We start from the raw sequence: 15,394 nt of genomic DNA, 5'->3' as shown, positions 1-15,394 counted from the left end.
GTCCAGCGGGACCCGGGGCCGGCCCGGCAGTCGCCGTTGCCACCGACGGGTCCGCGAGGGCGAGCCCGGAGAGGTCCTGCGTGGCATCGACCCCCGGGTCGGTCCCGGCCCGGAGGCCGGACAGGCCGGGGGTGGCCTCGACGGCCTTGGCGTCCGGGTGCAGCCCGGTGAGGTCCTGGGTGGGGCCGTCGATCAGTTCGTGGACCGACAGATCCTCGGTCGGGCCGTCCGCCGACCGGTCCTTCCGCCTGGCCATCACGCCCCCAGCAGGCTCTGGCCGCAGACCCGGACGACGTTGCCGCTGACCGCGCCGGTCGCCGGCCAGGCCAGCCAGCCGATCGTCTCGGCGACGTCCACCGGCAGGCCGCCCTGGGACATGCTGTTCATCCGGCGGCCCGCCTCGCGCAGCATCAGCGGGATGCGCGCGGTCAGTCGGGTCTCGATGAAGCCGGGGGCCACCGCGTTGACGCTGATGCCGCGCTCGCGCAGCGCCGGGGCCAGGGAGTCGACCAGCCCGATCACCCCGGCCTTGCTGGTGGCGTAGTTGGTCTGGCCGCGGTTGCCGGCGATGCCGGCGATCGAGGAGACCGAGACGATCCGCCCGCCGGTCGGGATCAGGGCGCGTTCCAGCAGCACGTCGTTGATCCGCTCCTGGCTGGAGAGGTTCACGTCGATGACGGAGTCCCAGCGGTCGGCGTCCATCCGGCCGAGCGTCTTGTCCCGGGTGATGCCGGCGTTGTGTACCACCACGTCGACCCGGCCGTGCCGGTCGGCGAGGTGCTGGGCGAGCCGGCTCGGGGCGTCCGGCGCGGTGAGGTCGAGCTGGACGGCCGTGCCGCCGATCTCGTTGGCGACCGCGGCCAGCTCGTCCCCGGCGCCCGGGACGTCCAGCGCGACGACCTGCGCGCCGTCCCGGGCGAGCACCCGGGCCAGCGCCGCGCCGATGCCCCGGGCCGCGCCGGTGACCAGCACGACCTGCCCGTCCAGCGGCCGGTCCCAGTCGGCCGGCGGCTGCGCCGTGCCGGCGCAGACCTGGACCACCTGGCCGGAGACGTACGCGGAGCGCCCGGACAGCAGGAAGCGCAGCGTCGACTCCAGGCTGGTCAGGGTGCCGGGGTCGCCGGCCTCCGTCACGTACACCAGTTGGGCGGTGACGCCCCGGCCGAACTCCTTGCCGATGCTGCGGGTCAGCCCTTCCAGGGCGCGCTGGGCGGTGGCCTCGCGGGGCGAGCCGCACTCGCCGGGCGGGCTGCCGAGCACGATCACCCGACCGCTGGGCAGCAGCGCCCGGGCCTGCGGGTAGAAGAAGTCGTAGAGCTGCCGCAGTTCGGTGGAGTCGGTGATGCCGGTCGCGTCGTACACCAGGGCGGCGTAGCGCGCGGTGGCGTCGGTGGCAGCGGACGGATCGCGCAGCTCGACCCCGGCGGAGGTCAGGATCTTGGTGGCCGGCTCGGCGAGCCGGCCACCGGCCGAGGCGCCCAGCAGGACGGGCCCATGGACGAGCGGATCGCCCGGCGTGTGCCGGCGTAGTCGAGGCGGGTCGGGCAGCCCGAGGCGCTTGACCAGCGCGCGACCGGCCCCCGATTGGACGAAGCTCGCGTACCTGTCGGTCATGGGCGTAGCCTACTGGCGAGTAGGGTTCGGGCAACAGCTTCGAGGAGGCCGATCGTGCAGAGTGTCCGGCGGGTCGCGGTCATCGGTGGCAACCGCATCCCCTTCGCCCGGTCCAACTCCCGGTACGCGCACGCGTCCAATGCGGACCTGCTCGGCGCGGCCCTGGACGGCCTGGTGGCCCGGTTCGGGCTGGCCGGTCAGCGGGTCGGCGAGGTGGTCGCCGGCGCGGTGCTCAAGCATTCGAAGGACTTCAACCTCACCCGCGAGGTGGTGCTCGGCTCCCGGCTCGACCCGCACACCCCCGCGTACGACATTCAGCAGGCGTGCGGCACCGGCCTGGAAGCGGCCATCCTGGTCGCCAACAAGATCGCCCTCGGGCAGATCGAGGTGGGCATCGCCGGTGGCGCGGACACCACCTCGGACGCGCCGCTCGCCGTCAACGAGGACCTGCGCCGCACCCTGTTGCAGCTCAACTCCGCCCGGACCCTCGGCGAGCGACTGAAGATCGCCGCGAAGCTCCGTCCCCTGCAGCCGTTCAAGCCGGAGATCCCGCGCAACGCCGAACCGCGTACCGGGCTGTCGATGGGGGAGCACGCCGCCCGGACGGCGCTGCGCTGGAACGTCGACCGGCAGGCCCAGGACGAGCTGGCGTTCCGCTCGCACCAACGGCTCGCCGCCGCGTACGACAAGGGGTTCTTCGACGACCTGATGACCCCCTACCTCGGGCTGACCCGGGACCAGAACCTCCGCCCCGACACCAGCCTGGAGAAGCTCGGCTCGCTCAAGCCGGTCTTCGGCCACCGCGGCCCGGACGCCGAGCGGGCCACCATGACCGCGGGCAACTCGTCGCCGCTCACCGACGGCGCCTCCACGGTGCTGCTGGCGTCGGAGGAGTGGGCGCGGGAGCACAGCCTGCCGGTGCTGGCCTGGTTCAGCTGGTCCGAGACCGCCGCGGTCGACTTCGTGCACGGCGACGAGGGGCTGCTGATGGCCCCCGCGTACGCGGTGCCCCGGATGCTGGCCCGGGCCGGGCTGACGCTGCAGGACTTCGACTGCTACGAGATCCACGAGGCGTTCGCCTCGCAGGTGCTGGCCACCCTGGCCGCCTGGGAGTCGGCGGAGTTCTGCAAGGAACGGCTGGGCCTGGACGCGCCGCTCGGGTCGATCGACCGGGACAGGCTCAACGTCAACGGCTCCTCGCTGGCCGCCGGGCACCCGTTCGCGGCCACCGGCGGCCGGATCGTCGCCACCCTGGCCAAGCTGCTCGCCGAGAAGGGCAGCGGGCGCGGCCTGATCTCCATCTGCGCGGCCGGCGGCCAGGGCGTGACGGCGATCCTGGAACGCTGACCCGTCGGAGCCCCGTTTTGGGACCGGACGCGCCGACGCCCGCCAGGGCGGTTGCCTGGCGGGCGTCGAACGGAGGCTCAGCCCAGGGTGAACTTCTCGTAGAGTCCGATCGTGGTGCGGCTGGCGATCAGTGGCTTCGCACCTCCGCCGTCGGCGGTGACGTAGCGGCCGTTGGCGATGGCCTTGAGGCTCACGGTGCCGTTGCCGTTGCGGACGAGGGTGAACCGCTCCCAGGTACCCACGGTGCCGCGCTTCGCGATCAGCGGCAACGTCCCGGCGCCGTCCGCGGTGACGAAGCGGTTGTTGGCGCGGGCGAAGAGGGCCACCTGACCGTTGCCGAGGTCGATCACGTCGAACCGCCCCCACGTGACGATCGTGGTCCGGCTCGCGATCAGCGGATTGGTGCCGGCACTCTCGGCTGTGACGTACCGACGGTTCGCGGCCCTCAGCCACCGGTTCGCATCGGTCACCGTGACCCGGTAGAACTTCTCGTTCGCGCCGATGGTGGTCTGGTTCGCGCTCAGATAGGGGGAGAGCGCCGACGCGGTGCTGACGTAGCGGTTGCTGGACGCCGACTTGAGGCTGATGCTGCCGTCGGTGTTGCGGACGACGGTGAACGTCTCCGTGTTGTAGACCGCGGTGGCCGTCATGGTCAGCAACGCGGTGCCGGCGAAGTCGGCCGAGACGTACCGCCCGGTCGCGCGCGAGAAGAGGGCGACTTGGCCGTCGCCGGCGTCCGCGAGGTCGAACTGGGCGGTCGTGCCCAACCCGGCCTGGTTCGGCTGAAGAGTCGTCGCGAGGGTGCCCGGCCCGACGTAGCGGAGGTTGGGCAGGGCGAGCAGGCCCACCGTTGCGGTCCGCCGCAGCAGGCTGACCCGCTGGTACCTGCTGCCCGACGTCCCGTCGGTGCCGGTGACCTTGAGCCTGATCTCATAGCCGCCGGGCGCCTGGTAGCGGTGCGAGGCGACCGGAGTGGCCTGGGTGACCACCGTTCCGTCGCCGAAGTCGAACTGGTAGGAGGCGATCGGGACGAAGCCGGGGGTGGAGGCGGAGGCGTCCACCTCCACCGATGTCGTCCCGAGGTCCAGGGCGAGGTCGAACGAGGCCACCGGGGGTCGGATGGTCTCGACCGCGCCACGGTCGGCGTACGTGACCGGGCCGGCGCCGGTGTCCGCCACGGCCGGGTCGTCGGCGCGTGTCTTGCCGTAGCGGTCGGTGACCTGGTAGCCGGGAGCCGCCGAGTTCGCCGAGTCGTAGTTGTCCCGGGCGTACCGCGTCTCCAGGTCGTGGGCGGCCTGACCGGACGCTTCGCGGAACGCCGCCAGGCTCATCCGCGTGCCGCTCCAGGCGTAGATGGTCGGGGACGACGGGTCGTAGTGGTCCGCGTTGTTGTAGTCGACCACGGTGTCCTTGACCGCCTCGTCGTAGACCCCGACCTCCACGCCGTCCAGCTTGGACCGGTCGCAGTAGCCCTGGCTGAAGTAGCCGTTCTTGGCCAACACGTTGTTCTGCACCGACACCCCGGCGGACGCCCCGTCCACCCGGATGCCGTCGAGGCAGCGGTCCCGGACATTGTTGTTCGTGATGGCCGTGCCGCTGGCGCCGCGGTTGTGGATGCCGTAGCCGGCCCCGCCGTTGATCTGATTGTTGGCTACCACCGTGTCGGCCACGCCAGGCCCGACCGCGATGGCGGCGCCGGTGAAGCCGCTGACCATGTTGTTGACGATCCTGTTGCCGGGGCCGTCGACCTGGATTCCCACGCTGTGGTCGGGGGTGTTGTACTGCGCGCTCGCCACCGTGGCGGAGGTGACGGTGACTCCGCTGGTAGCGGCGTCCATGGTCAGGCCGCCGACCAGCGACAGCCCGCTGGCGGAGAGGCGCTTCAGGGAGGACCGGGTGACCCCGGCGAGCCGGACGGCGGGAGCCGTGGCCAGGTCGGCCGTCCAGTAGCCGCCGCCGTCGACCGTGATGGCTGAGGCGTTCCGGAGGTCGAGCGCGGGGACGTCCACCGCCCCGCCGGCCCGGAGACCCTGGATCGTGATGTCGTGCTGGCCGTCGATGACGAAGCCGGCGGTCTGCCCGATGAGGGTGGCGTAGTTGGTGGTGCGGAAGGTGATCGGCTGGTCCGGCGTGCCCGAGCTGGTGATGATGACGCGTTCCCGGTAGTTGCCGCCGCCGACGTCGACCGTCTGCCCGGCGGTGACCACCGCGGCAGCCGCCCCGATCGTGCAGAAGGGCTGCTCCAGTGTGCCCGGCCACGTGTCAGAGCAGCCCGTGATGGAGTTTTGTTTGACGTGCAGGACGGCCGGGTCGACCGCCTGGGCTGGGGCCGCGCCCAGCAGGGTGCCGCCGGCCAGAGCGAGAGCGGTGAGGCCGGCGAGGGACGATTTGCGCATGCGCGTCCTCTGGTGAGGAGAAAGGATCCGGCTCGTGCCGGGAGTTAGATGGAGACGATGATCTCCTACCCTCCGGTAGCTGGCTATCCCTCCGCGACATACCGGGCACGCCGCCTCGCTCGGCCCTCATCGGCCGTCCCGCCCCAGGACGGCTCCACGGTCTGGGTGACCCATAACCACGGTCCCAGGGACGCGTTCGCGCTGACCGCCGAGCAGCAGAAGGCCATCGCTCTCGACCCGGCCGTCGCCCTCCCCGGGAAGTAACCCGACCGGTCGGCGTGGTGGCGGACGGCCCGGGGCCGTCCGCCACCCGCGCCTTCACCGGGGCAGCCAGCCGAGGAAGCGGGTGCGCAGCGCCGCCGGTGACTCGCCCGGCAGCTCGACGAGGGCGTCCAGGAGGTACGAGGAGAGCAGCATCGCCACGCCGATGCGGTTGCCGAGGTATTCAGCGAGGAGACGTTCCCGGCCGGTCCGGGCATGGCCACTCCTGGCCGGAGCCGGCGCAGCGCCAGCCCGGCCTGGCTGGGAAAAGCGCCTCCAGCTACCCCGCCTGCCGCTGGTCCGGGGCCCGGCGCGGTTTCGGCGATACGGTGGGGTCCGCCGCCCCCCGGTGGGCGGCCCGGGGCCGGCCGGTCGCCCGGCTCGGGCCGTACCGGAGAATGGCCGGGTGACGACGATCCCGAACGTGCTCGCCAACCGGTACGCCTCGCCCGAGCTGGTCGCCCTCTGGTCGCCGGAGGAGAAGGTACGCATGGAGCGGCGGCTCTGGCTCGCCGTACTGAGGGCCCAGCGGGACCTCGGCGTGCCGGTGCCGGACGGGGTGGTCGAGGCGTACGAGCGGGTGGTCGACGACGTCGACCTGGCCTCCATCGCGGCGCGCGAGCGGGTCACCCGGCACGACGTGAAGGCCCGGATCGAGGAGTTCAGCGCGCTCGCCGGGCACGAGCACGTGCACAAGGGGATGACCTCCCGGGACCTCACCGAGAACGTCGAGCAGCTCCAGATCCGCGCCTCGCTGGAGCTGATCCGGGACCGGGTGGTGGCCACCCTGGTCCGGCTCGCCTGGCACGCGCACGAGTACTCCGGTCTGGTGATGACCGGCCGCTCGCACAACGTCGCCGCGCAGGCCACCACGCTGGGCAAGCGCTTCGCGTCGGCGGCGGAGGAGCTGCTGATCGCGTACGACCGGCTGGAGGACCTGATCGGCCGGTATCCGCTGCGCGGCATCAAGGGCCCGGTCGGCACCGCCGCGGACCAGCTCGACCTGTTCGACGGCGACGCCGGCAAGGCGGCCGAGCTGGAGCGCCGGGTGGCCGAGCACCTCGGGTTCAGCCGGGTGCTGGACAGCGTCGGCCAGGTCTACCCGCGCTCGCTCGACTTCGACGTGCTCTCCGCGCTGGCGCAAACCGCGGCGGCGCCGAGCAGCCTGGCCACCACGATCCGGCTGATGGTCGGCCAGGAGCTGGTCACCGAGGGCTTCAAGCCGGGCCAGGTCGGCTCCAGCGCGATGCCGCACAAGATGAACACCCGCTCCTCCGAGCGGGTGAACGGCTTCGCGGTGATCATCCGGGGTTACCTGTCGATGGTCGGCGAGCTGGCCGGCGACCAGTGGAACGAGGGGGATGTCTCCTGCTCGGTGGTCCGCCGGGTCGCCCTGCCGGACGCGTTCTTCGCCGCCGACGGGCTGTTCCAGACCTTCCTCACCGTGCTGGACGAGTTCGGGCCGTACCCGGCGGTGATCAACCGGGAGCTGGAGCGCTTCCTCCCGTTCCTGGCCACCACGAAGATCCTGGTCGCGGCGGTCCGGCGGGGCGTCGGCCGGGAGGTCGCGCACGAGGTGATCAAGGAGCACGCGGTCGCCGTCGCCCTCGCCATGCGGGAGAAGGGCGCCCCCGACAACGATCTCTTCGACCGTCTGGCGGCCGACGGTCGCCTGGGTCTCAGCCGCGCCGAGATCGACGCCCTGGTCGCCGACCGCAACGCCTTCGTCGGCGCCGCCGCCGCCCAGGTGGACCGGATCACCGCCCGCATCGCCGACGTGGTCGCCGCCCACCCCGAAGCCGCCGCCTACACCCCACCCCCCATCCTCTGACCCTTCCGACCCAGGTCAGAAGTCGCGGGTGGGGGTTTCGGCGGCGGAGGTGAGGTTGGGGGCGCTCGCCGGTTCGGCGATGCCGCCGGGGGCCTCCACGATCCCCGGCTCGTGGGCGGACTCCGCGGCCACCACGGGCTGGTCGGCCGGCATGACGTCCGGCATCTTGGGTACGACGATCACCGCCGTCCCGTACGCGCAGATCTCCATCCACATCTCGCCGCAGTCCCGGCTGTCGAAGCGCATGCCGATCACCGCGTTCGCGCCGAGCCGCTCGGCCTCCTCACCCAGCCGGGCCACCGAATCGGTACGCCAGCGGGTGAGGTTGTCCGGCGCCATCGGGTCGTACGCGCCACCGCGCAGGTTCTTGACCCCCTCGCGGTACGGGTTCCGGGTCCTGGCCATCGAGGACACCACTTCGCCGAGGATCTGGCGGATCTCGTAGCCGGGCAGTTGATCCGTCGTCACGACCAGCACGGTTCCGATGCTGTCAGCCGGGGAGCGGGCCGTTCGTGAGGGTTGTTCACCTGATCGGATGCTGCAAAACGACGCGCCGGGGTCGGGTGGGCCGTGCCGGGCCCGTACGGCGGGAACTGTCGGACATCCGCCTGTAGGGCGATCGCCGGCGACCACCGGTGGCGGATGTCCGAGAAGGTACGATCTGCCCGAAAAGCGGCCGGAGGTGACACCCCGGGACATGCCTCGCCGGGTGGTGCCCGGTCCGGTCGGCCCGCTCTCCGCCGGTTATGTTGATCAGTGTCTGGACCGCGCCCGGCCGGTGCGGCCGGGACGGCATCTGCCAGGTAGGCTGGCTGCGCTCGCCCGTTGTGGGTCGGCACCCAACTGCGTACACAGTCAGGAGTGCCCAGTGCCTCGCGTCGTCGTCGACGTCATGCTCAAGCCCGAGATCCTCGATCCCCAGGGCCAGGCCGTCGCAAACGCGCTGCCCCGGCTCGGCGTCAGCGACGTCGCCTCGGTCCGGATCGGCAGGCGGATCGAGATCGAGTTCACCGGTGAACCGGACCTGGACCGGGCCCGGGAGATCGCCGACAAGCTGCTCGCCAACCCGGTCATCGAGGACTTCACCGTCCGCCTGGTCGAGACCGACGAGACCGTGGACGCGCACCAGTGACCGCCCGGGTCGGTGTGGTGACCTTCCCCGGCTCGCTCGACGACGGGGACGCGGCCCGTGCCGTCCGGATCGCCGGCGCCGAGCCGGTCCGCCTCTGGCACGGCGACCCGGAGCTGCACGGGGTGGACGCGGTCGTCCTCCCCGGCGGCTTCTCCTACGGTGACTACCTGCGCTGTGGCGCCATCGCCCGGTTCGCCCCGGTGATGGAGACGATCGTGGACGCCGCCCGGGGCGGCCTGCCCGTGCTTGGCATCTGCAACGGCTTCCAGATCCTCTGCGAGGCGCACCTGCTCCCCGGGGCGCTCACCCGCAACCAGCACCTGCACTTCCGCAACCGGGACCAGATCCTGCGGATCGAGTCGGCCGGCACCGCCTGGACGAACGCGTTCCAGCCGGGCCAGGAGGTGCTGATCCCGGTCAAGAACGGCGAGGGCTGCTACGTCGCCGACACCGCGACGCTGGACCAGCTCGAGGCCGAGGGTCGGGTCGTCGCCCGCTACCTCGCCGGCAACCCGAACGGTTCGCAGCGCGACATCGCCGCGATCACCAACCAGGCCGGCAACGTGGTCGGCATCATGCCGCATCCCGAGCACGCGGTGGAGGCGCTCACCGGCCCCTCCCAGGACGGTCTCGGCTTCTTCACCTCGGTGCTCAAGCACCTGGTGGGGGCGCCGGCGTGACCGTGCGCGGCGGGATCATCGGTCGGCTCACCCGCCGGTACGCCGGCGAGCGCAGCGAGGAGAGGTCATGACCACCCATCCGGACCCGGCCGTACGGGAGACACCGGGTGCCTTCCCGGCCGCCCCGGCGGAGCCGCGTACGGCCGTCGTGGTGCCGCAGGCCGGCCCGGTCGACGCCGGCCGCACCGACCCGGCCCCGGCCGACGACTGGGCCCTCGGCGTGGACACCGTGCCCCGGGCCTCCGGCACCCCGGAGGAGCTCCAGCCGTACGCCGAGCTGGGCCTCCGCGACGACGAGTACGACCGGATCCGGCACATCCTCGGCCGCCGGCCCACCCAGGCCGAGCTGGCCATGTACTCGATCATGTGGAGCGAGCACTGCTCCTACAAGTCCAGCAAGGTGCACCTGCGCCAGTTCGGCGAGAAGGCCCCGCCGAGTGACCGGCTGCTCGCCGGCATCGGTGAGAACGCCGGCGTGGTCCAGGTCTCCGACGAGCTGGCGGTGACCTTCAAGGTCGAGTCGCACAACCACCCGAGCTTCGTCGAGCCGTACCAGGGCGCGGCGACCGGCGTTGGCGGCATCGTCCGGGACATCCTCGCCATGGGCGCCCGCCCGGTCGCGGTGATGGACCCGCTGCGCTTCGGTGCGGCCGACCACCCGGACACCGCCCGGGTGCTGACCGGCGTGGTCGCCGGCGTCGGCGGCTACGGCAACTGCCTCGGCCTGCCGAACATCGGCGGCGAGCTCGTCTTCGATCCCAGCTACCAGGGCAACCCGCTGCTCAACGCGCTCTGCCTCGGCGTGCTGCCGGTGTCCCGGCTGCAGAACAAGGCCGCCGCCGGGCCGGGCAACGTCGTGGTGCTGATGGGCGCCAAGACCGGCCGGGACGGCATCGGCGGCGTGTCGGTGCTGGCCAGCGCCACCTTCGACGAGGCCAGCGAGCAGCGCCGCCCGGCGGTGCAGGTGGGCGACCCGTTCACCGAGAAGCTGCTGATCGAGGCCTGCCTGGAGCTGTACGACGCCGAGCTGGTGGTCGGCATCCAGGACCTCGGCGGCGCCGGGCTGACCTGCGCGCTGACCGAGACCGCCGCCGCGGCCGGCACCGGCATGCGGGTCTGGCTGGAGCGGGTGCCGCTGCGCGAGCCCTCGATGGAGCCGAGCGAGATCCTGGCCAGCGAGTCGCAGGAGCGGATGCTGCTGGTCGTCGCCCCGGACAAGCTGGAGGCGGTGCTCAAGACCGCCGAGAAGTGGGGCGTGCTCGCCACCGCCATCGGTGAGGTCACCGCGCCGGCGCCGGACGGCCAGCCGGGCCGGCTGGTGATCACCTGGCGCGACCAGATCGTGGTCGACGTCCCGCCGGGTTCGCTGGTCGACGACGGGCCGGTCTACGCCCGCCCGATGCGCGAGCCCGCGGACCTGATCCTGCTCCAGGCGGACCGGGCCGAGACGCTGCCCCGGCCGAACAACCCGGACGCGCTGCGGGAGACCGTGCTGCGCATGATCGCGTCGCCAAACCTGGCCGACAAGACCTGGGTCACCGAGCAGTACGACCGGTACGTGCTGGGCAACACCGTGCTGGCCCAGCCGGAGGACTCCGGCGTGATCCGGATCGACGAGCGGACCGGACTCGGCGTGGCGCTCTCCGTCGACGGCAACGGCCGGTACGCCCGCCTTGACCCGTACCACGGCACCAAGTTGGCGCTCGCCGAGGCGTACCGGAACGTGGCGGTGACCGGCGCGAAGCCGATCGCCGTGACCAACTGCCTCAACTTCGGCTCGCCGGAGGATCCGGGCGTGATGTGGCAGTTCGCCGAGGCCGTCCGCGGCCTGGCGGACGGCTGCCTGGAGCTGGGCATTCCGGTGACCGGCGGCAACGTCAGCTTCTACAACCAGACCGGCGCGGCGGCGATCCACCCGACCCCGGTGGTCGGCGTGCTGGGCGTGCTGGACGACGTCGCGGACCGGGTGCCGATGGGCTTCGTGCCGCGGCCGGGCGGCGACCACGACCAGCTCTTCCTGCTCGGTGAGACGCACGTGGAGCTCTCCGGCTCGGAATGGGCCTGGGTGACCCACGAGCACCTGGGCGGCATCCCGCCGCAGGTCGACCTGGGCCGTGAGCGGCAGCTCGCCGAACTGCTGGCCGAGGCGGCCCGGGTGGGTCACCTCAGTTCCGCGCACGACCTCTCCGACGGCGGTCTGGCCCAGAGCCTGGTCGAGTCCTGCCTGCGGCGGGGCGTCGGCGCCCGGATCGCGGTGCCGGACCACTTCACCGGCGGTTCGATGCCGTTCGTCTACCTGTTCAGCGAGTCCGCCGGGCGGGTCCTGGTGTCGGTGCCGCGCGGGCACGAGAAGGCGTTCACCGCCCTCTGCGCCGAGCGCGGGGTGCCGTGGGAGTTCATCGGGGTCACCGACCAGGCCGGCGGCGCCCTCGAGGTGCGCGGCCAGTTCCGGATCGGCCTCGACGAGCTGCGCGCGGCGCACACCGAGACCCTGCCCCGGCTCTTCGGCAGCCCGGAGGCGGCCCAGGTGGAGGTGGAGGCGGCCCGGATCGGGACGACCACCCCCCTCCCGGCCACCGCCGAGGTGACCGACGCCGCGCCGGTGAGCGTCGGGGCCACCTCGGTCGCGGCGCTGGACCAGCCAGTCGAGGGCACGGTGACCGCGACCGAGGGCGCCGCCGAGGAGACGACGACCGACGGCGGTTCCGACGCGACCGAGCCGGCCGGCGCCGGCCCGGACGGGTCCGCGCCGGCTTCCTCCGGTGACCCGGACCAGCCCGCCGCGTCCGATCAGCGCTGACGCGTTGGCCAAGGCCGTCTACTTGCAGCCCGGTTCCGGCGCCCGGTTCGACTGGGGGCTGACCGGGGCGGCCGAACTGGGCCGGGTGTGTGCCGCTCTGGTGGTGGTGGACGTCCTCTCGTTCACCACCGCCGTGGAGGTGGCGGTCGGCCGCGGCATGCGGGTGCACCCGTTCCCCTGGGGGGAGCAGGCGGCCGAGTACGCCCGCCGGGTCGGTGCCGTCGCGGCCGTCGGCCGCCGGCGGATGACCCCGGAGCATCCGTGGTCGCTCTCCCCGGCCGCACTGCGCACCGCGCCGGCCGTCGCCGACCTGGTGCTGCCCTCGCCGAACGGCTCGGCGATCAGCGCCGCCGCCAGCGCCACCGGCCTGCCGGTGGTCGCGGCGTGCCTGCGCAACGCGCGCGCCGTCGGGCGATGGCTGCGTGCCCAGGGGTACGGCTCGACCGCCACCCCGGTCGGCGTGATCGCCGCCGGCGAACGGTGGCCGGACGGCTCGCTGCGCCCCTCGGTGGAGGACCTGCTCGCGGCGGCCAGCGTGCTGGACGCCCTCGCCGGCGTGCCGGGCGGGCTGTCGGTGGAGGCGGCGATGGCGCTGGCCGCGCTGGCCAGCACGCCGGACGTGCCGGCGGCGGTCCGGGGCTGCGTCTCCGGCCGGGAACTCATCGAGGGCGGCTTCGCCGCCGACGTCGAGGTCGCGGTCCAGGTCGACGTCTCGGACGTGGTGCCGGTGCTGCGGCAGGGCTTCTTCTCCGCCGCCTGACCCAGGCCCGCCTTCCGCCCGCCCACCGCCTCTCGCCCCGCCTCGTGCGCGCCAACGGCCGCCCATGCCCAGCCGACCTCTGGGTGACCGGACGCTACGAACCTGATGACGTGAATGACTCAGGCCACCTCGCGCCGGCCCTCGGTCAGGCGTCCGCGCGTCGGTTTCCCGTCCGGCGCCTGCGCGTCGGTTTCCCGTCCGGCGCCTCCGCGTACCGGGTCGCCCCTCGCGCAGGCCGCTCGCGCCCCAGGTGCCTCGTCGAGGGCGGCGCGGCACCAGGCACGGCGCGCCTCGCGATTCATCCACGACATCAGCTTGGTAGCGGGCGGCAGGCACCACCGCTCGCGGTTCTTTCGGCCACGGGTGAAGATGCCAGCCACCCCATGACGACCGTGATCACCGCATGACGACGGCGGCCGCCCGGGAAATTCCGAGCGGCCGCCGTCGAGGTCACCGGGGCAGGTCACGCCCCGACCGGGTCAGTCGTCGAGCCAGTCCAGCCGGCGACCGCCGCGCTCCTGCGGGGCGTCCGGGCGGCCCCGACCGGCCTGCGCCGGGTCGCCGTAGTAGCCGCTCTGGTCGTATCCGCCCTGGTCGTAGCCACCGTTGCGCTGCGGCGGCGGCTGCTCCTGGCCGTAGCCACCCTGCTGGCCGTGCCCGCCCTGCTGGGGCTGGCCGTACCCGTCGCCGCCGTAGCCGCCGCGCTGGTCGTAGCCGCCGTAGCCCTGCTGCTGGCCGTTGTCGTAGCCGCCACCGGCCGGTGGGTTGTCGTAGCCGTTGCCGGCGGGCGCGTTGTCGTAACCGCCGGCCGGTGCGCCGTAGCCGCCGGCGCCGGCGCCGTAGCCGTTGGTCGGCTCGGGCCCTTGGCCGTACTGGCCGGGATCCGGCTGGCCGTAGCCCCGCCCCTGCTCGGGAGGCTGGTAGGTGCTGGTCGGGTACGGGTCAGCCGGCGGGGCGTACGACTGCGTGCCCTCACCGGCGTAGCGGCCGGTCGGCTCGTCGTACCGCTCGCCGTAGCCGCCGCCCTGGGCCGGCTCGCCGTAGCCACCGGCGCCCTGGGCGGGCGGGTAGCCGGCCGCCCCGGCACCGTAGTCCCGGCTGCCGTACCCGCCCCCGGAGGACGGCGAGTTGCCGTAGCCGCCACCCGAGGAGGGGGCGTTGCCGTAGCCGTTGGCCGCGCCGTAGCCGCCCTGACCGGGGGCCTCCTCACCGTAGCCGTTGCCGGCCCAGCCCGGCTGCCCACCCGGGCCGTACGAGGGCGGCGGAGCGCCGTACGGGTCCGGCGGGACGTCGTCGACCGGTCGGTGCATCATCGTCGGCGCGTCGCTGAGCGAGGTGCCGCCGGCCATGGTCGGGGCCGGACCGGCGCCCATCCCGTTCACCACCCGGGTGTGGTCGTCCGCGCCCCGGTAGCCGCCCCGGGCACCCGGCACCGCGCCGGCGCCGGCCATGGGACCCGGGCCGCCCGGGCCGTCCCCGTCGACGTCGTCGCCCTCGTTCTTGCGCCGCATGTAGAGCAGCACGATGGTGCCGACGCCCACGGCCACGAAGAGGCCGCCGAGCAGGATCAGCAGCCAGGAGGCGCCGGAGTCCTGATTGGCGGCGGCCTGCTGGCCGGCGGGGGCATCGGTGGCGGGCTCGTCGGTGGCGGCGTCGTCGGTCGCCTCGTCCGTCGCCGCGGTCTCCTCGCTCGCCGAGGGGCTGGCGCTCGGGCTCACCTCGACCTTGATCGGCAGGGCGATCCGCTGGCCGGTCACGCTCTGCCCGGCGCTCGCGTTGACCGTCTTGGTGCCCTTGAAGGTGTCCTTGATGGCACCGAGCTCGATCCGTCCCGGGGTGATCGGGTTGCTGGTCGAGCCGGTGAAGCGGTAGTTGCCGCTGCCGTCGCTGACGGTGCTGTACTGGTGCTGCTGCGAGTCGAGCAGCATCACCGTGGCGTTCGGCACGGGGTCGCCGTTGGCCGTGATGACCACCTTGCCGGAGATCGACTTGACGGTCTGCACCTGCGGCGGTGCGGCCTTGGCGACCAATGTGACAGTCGTGGAAGCCGTCTGCTCCTGCTTCGGGCCCATCGAGTCGACAGCCCGGACGGTGATGACTGCCGAGCCGTTCGCTGCGTCATCAGCGAGCTTGAACGTGGCGTCGTAGTTTCCACCCTTGTCGACCCTGTTGCGGCTGCAGCCATCGACGCAGCTTAGCTTCGGGTTGTCCGAAGTGACCGTGACATCAGCAGGAGTGCTGATGGGATCGGTGAAGTTCAGCGTGAAGTTCACCCTGGTCGTTTTGCCAGCTTCGACCGAACTTGGCGACGCCGAAACGTTGCCGATGTTGGGAGCCGCGAGGGCTGGTGTGGCGGGGACGGCGAGCAGTGCGCCGGCAACCAGCGCTACGACCACACCGGCCCGATGCTTCCAGGCACGTCGGTGTGTTGACACGTCCACCGCCTTCCGGTCTTACTTCCCCGGCGGCGGGCGCCGGGCCGGGGATCATCACGGTACGAATACGCCGTCGGCAACTATGCCTTGTCTGACCGGATGAGCGCGACCCAGGGCCGGCGTCGCGGCTGCCGATTC

At 72.8% G+C, this 15,394-nt stretch carries 10 protein-coding genes; 6 read left to right on the top strand and 4 right to left on the bottom strand.

Going from position 1 to position 15,394, the window contains the following annotated elements; translation table 11 throughout:
• Nucleotides 1-255 precede the first annotated feature (255 nt).
• A complete protein-coding gene (locus GA0070613_RS08335; protein ID WP_089011768.1) occupies nt 256-1,614 on the bottom strand; it encodes a 3-oxoacyl-ACP reductase in 1,359 nt (452 codons plus the stop codon).
• A gap of 54 nt (nt 1,615-1,668) precedes the next feature.
• Between GA0070613_RS08335 and GA0070613_RS08330 the strand changes: the two genes are divergently transcribed.
• Nucleotides 1,669-2,961, top strand: a complete 1,293-nt coding sequence (locus GA0070613_RS08330) for an acetyl-CoA C-acetyltransferase (protein WP_089011767.1) — start codon at nt 1,669-1,671, stop codon at nt 2,959-2,961.
• 77 nt (nt 2,962-3,038) lie between these two features.
• On the opposite strand, the gene GA0070613_RS33935 is transcribed toward GA0070613_RS08330, so the two are convergent.
• Entirely contained in the window at nt 3,039-5,357 is a 2,319-nt protein-coding gene (locus GA0070613_RS33935) for a PKD domain-containing protein (RefSeq protein ID WP_089011766.1), read from the bottom strand.
• 667 nt (nt 5,358-6,024) lie between these two features.
• Here GA0070613_RS33935 and purB point away from each other — a divergent pair.
• Nucleotides 6,025-7,449, top strand: a complete 1,425-nt coding sequence (purB, locus tag GA0070613_RS08315; protein WP_089011764.1) for an adenylosuccinate lyase — start codon at nt 6,025-6,027, stop codon at nt 7,447-7,449.
• Nucleotides 7,450-7,464: 15 nt separating this feature from the next.
• Here the strand turns inward: purB and GA0070613_RS08310 are convergent, their stop codons facing one another.
• Nucleotides 7,465-7,935: a YbjQ family protein gene (locus GA0070613_RS08310; protein ID WP_408630994.1), complete on the bottom strand. Its 471-nt coding sequence runs from the start codon at nt 7,933-7,935 to the stop codon at nt 7,465-7,467.
• Nucleotides 7,936-8,317: 382 nt separating this feature from the next.
• On the opposite strand from GA0070613_RS08310, the gene purS reads away from it, so the two are divergent.
• The 4 genes from purS to GA0070613_RS08290 all read left to right on the top strand — a co-directional run bounded on the left by purS (nt 8,318) and on the right by GA0070613_RS08290 (nt 12,821).
• Nucleotides 8,318-8,581, top strand: a complete 264-nt coding sequence (gene purS, locus GA0070613_RS08305; RefSeq protein ID WP_089011763.1) for a phosphoribosylformylglycinamidine synthase subunit PurS — start codon at nt 8,318-8,320, stop codon at nt 8,579-8,581.
• Complete coding sequence (purQ, locus tag GA0070613_RS08300) at nt 8,578-9,261, top strand: phosphoribosylformylglycinamidine synthase subunit PurQ (RefSeq protein WP_089011762.1); 684 nt, start codon at nt 8,578-8,580, stop codon at nt 9,259-9,261. The genes purS and purQ overlap by 4 nt, the downstream gene beginning before the upstream one ends.
• 67 nt (nt 9,262-9,328) lie before the next feature.
• Nucleotides 9,329-12,061 (top strand): phosphoribosylformylglycinamidine synthase subunit PurL, encoded by a 2,733-nt coding sequence (gene purL / locus GA0070613_RS08295; protein ID WP_089011761.1) that lies wholly within the window; start codon nt 9,329-9,331, stop codon nt 12,059-12,061.
• 4 nt (nt 12,062-12,065) lie between these two features.
• Nucleotides 12,066-12,821 carry a 2-phosphosulfolactate phosphatase gene (locus GA0070613_RS08290; RefSeq protein WP_089015823.1) on the top strand — a complete coding sequence of 252 codons (756 nt, stop codon included), beginning with the start codon at nt 12,066-12,068 and terminating at the stop codon, nt 12,819-12,821.
• A gap of 479 nt (nt 12,822-13,300) precedes the next feature.
• Here GA0070613_RS08290 and GA0070613_RS08285 read toward each other — a convergent pair whose 3' ends face one another.
• Complete coding sequence (locus tag GA0070613_RS08285) at nt 13,301-15,256, bottom strand: carboxypeptidase regulatory-like domain-containing protein (RefSeq protein ID WP_089015822.1); 1,956 nt, start codon at nt 15,254-15,256, stop codon at nt 13,301-13,303.
• Between the last annotated feature and the right edge of the window lie 138 nt (nt 15,257-15,394).

Origin of the sequence: Micromonospora inositola (assembly GCF_900090285.1) — a bacterium.
Lineage (GTDB): Bacteria > Actinomycetota > Actinomycetes > Mycobacteriales > Micromonosporaceae > Micromonospora > Micromonospora inositola.
The sequence above is the reverse complement of the archived record's forward strand: the minus strand, read 5'-3'. Positions and strand labels throughout refer to the sequence as shown.

Bases quoted from the DNA above. Each gene is read 5' to 3' on its own strand.
- GA0070613_RS08335 (WP_089011768.1), bottom strand. From the start codon at position 1,614: ATGACCGACAGGTACGCGAGCTTCGTCCAATCGGGGGCCGGTCGCGCG.
- GA0070613_RS33935 (WP_089011766.1), bottom strand. From the start codon at position 5,357: ATGCGCAAATCGTCCCTCGCCGGCCTCACCGCTCTCGCTCTGGCCGGC.
- purL (WP_089011761.1), top strand. From the start codon at position 9,329: ATGACCACCCATCCGGACCCGGCCGTACGGGAGACACCGGGTGCCTTC.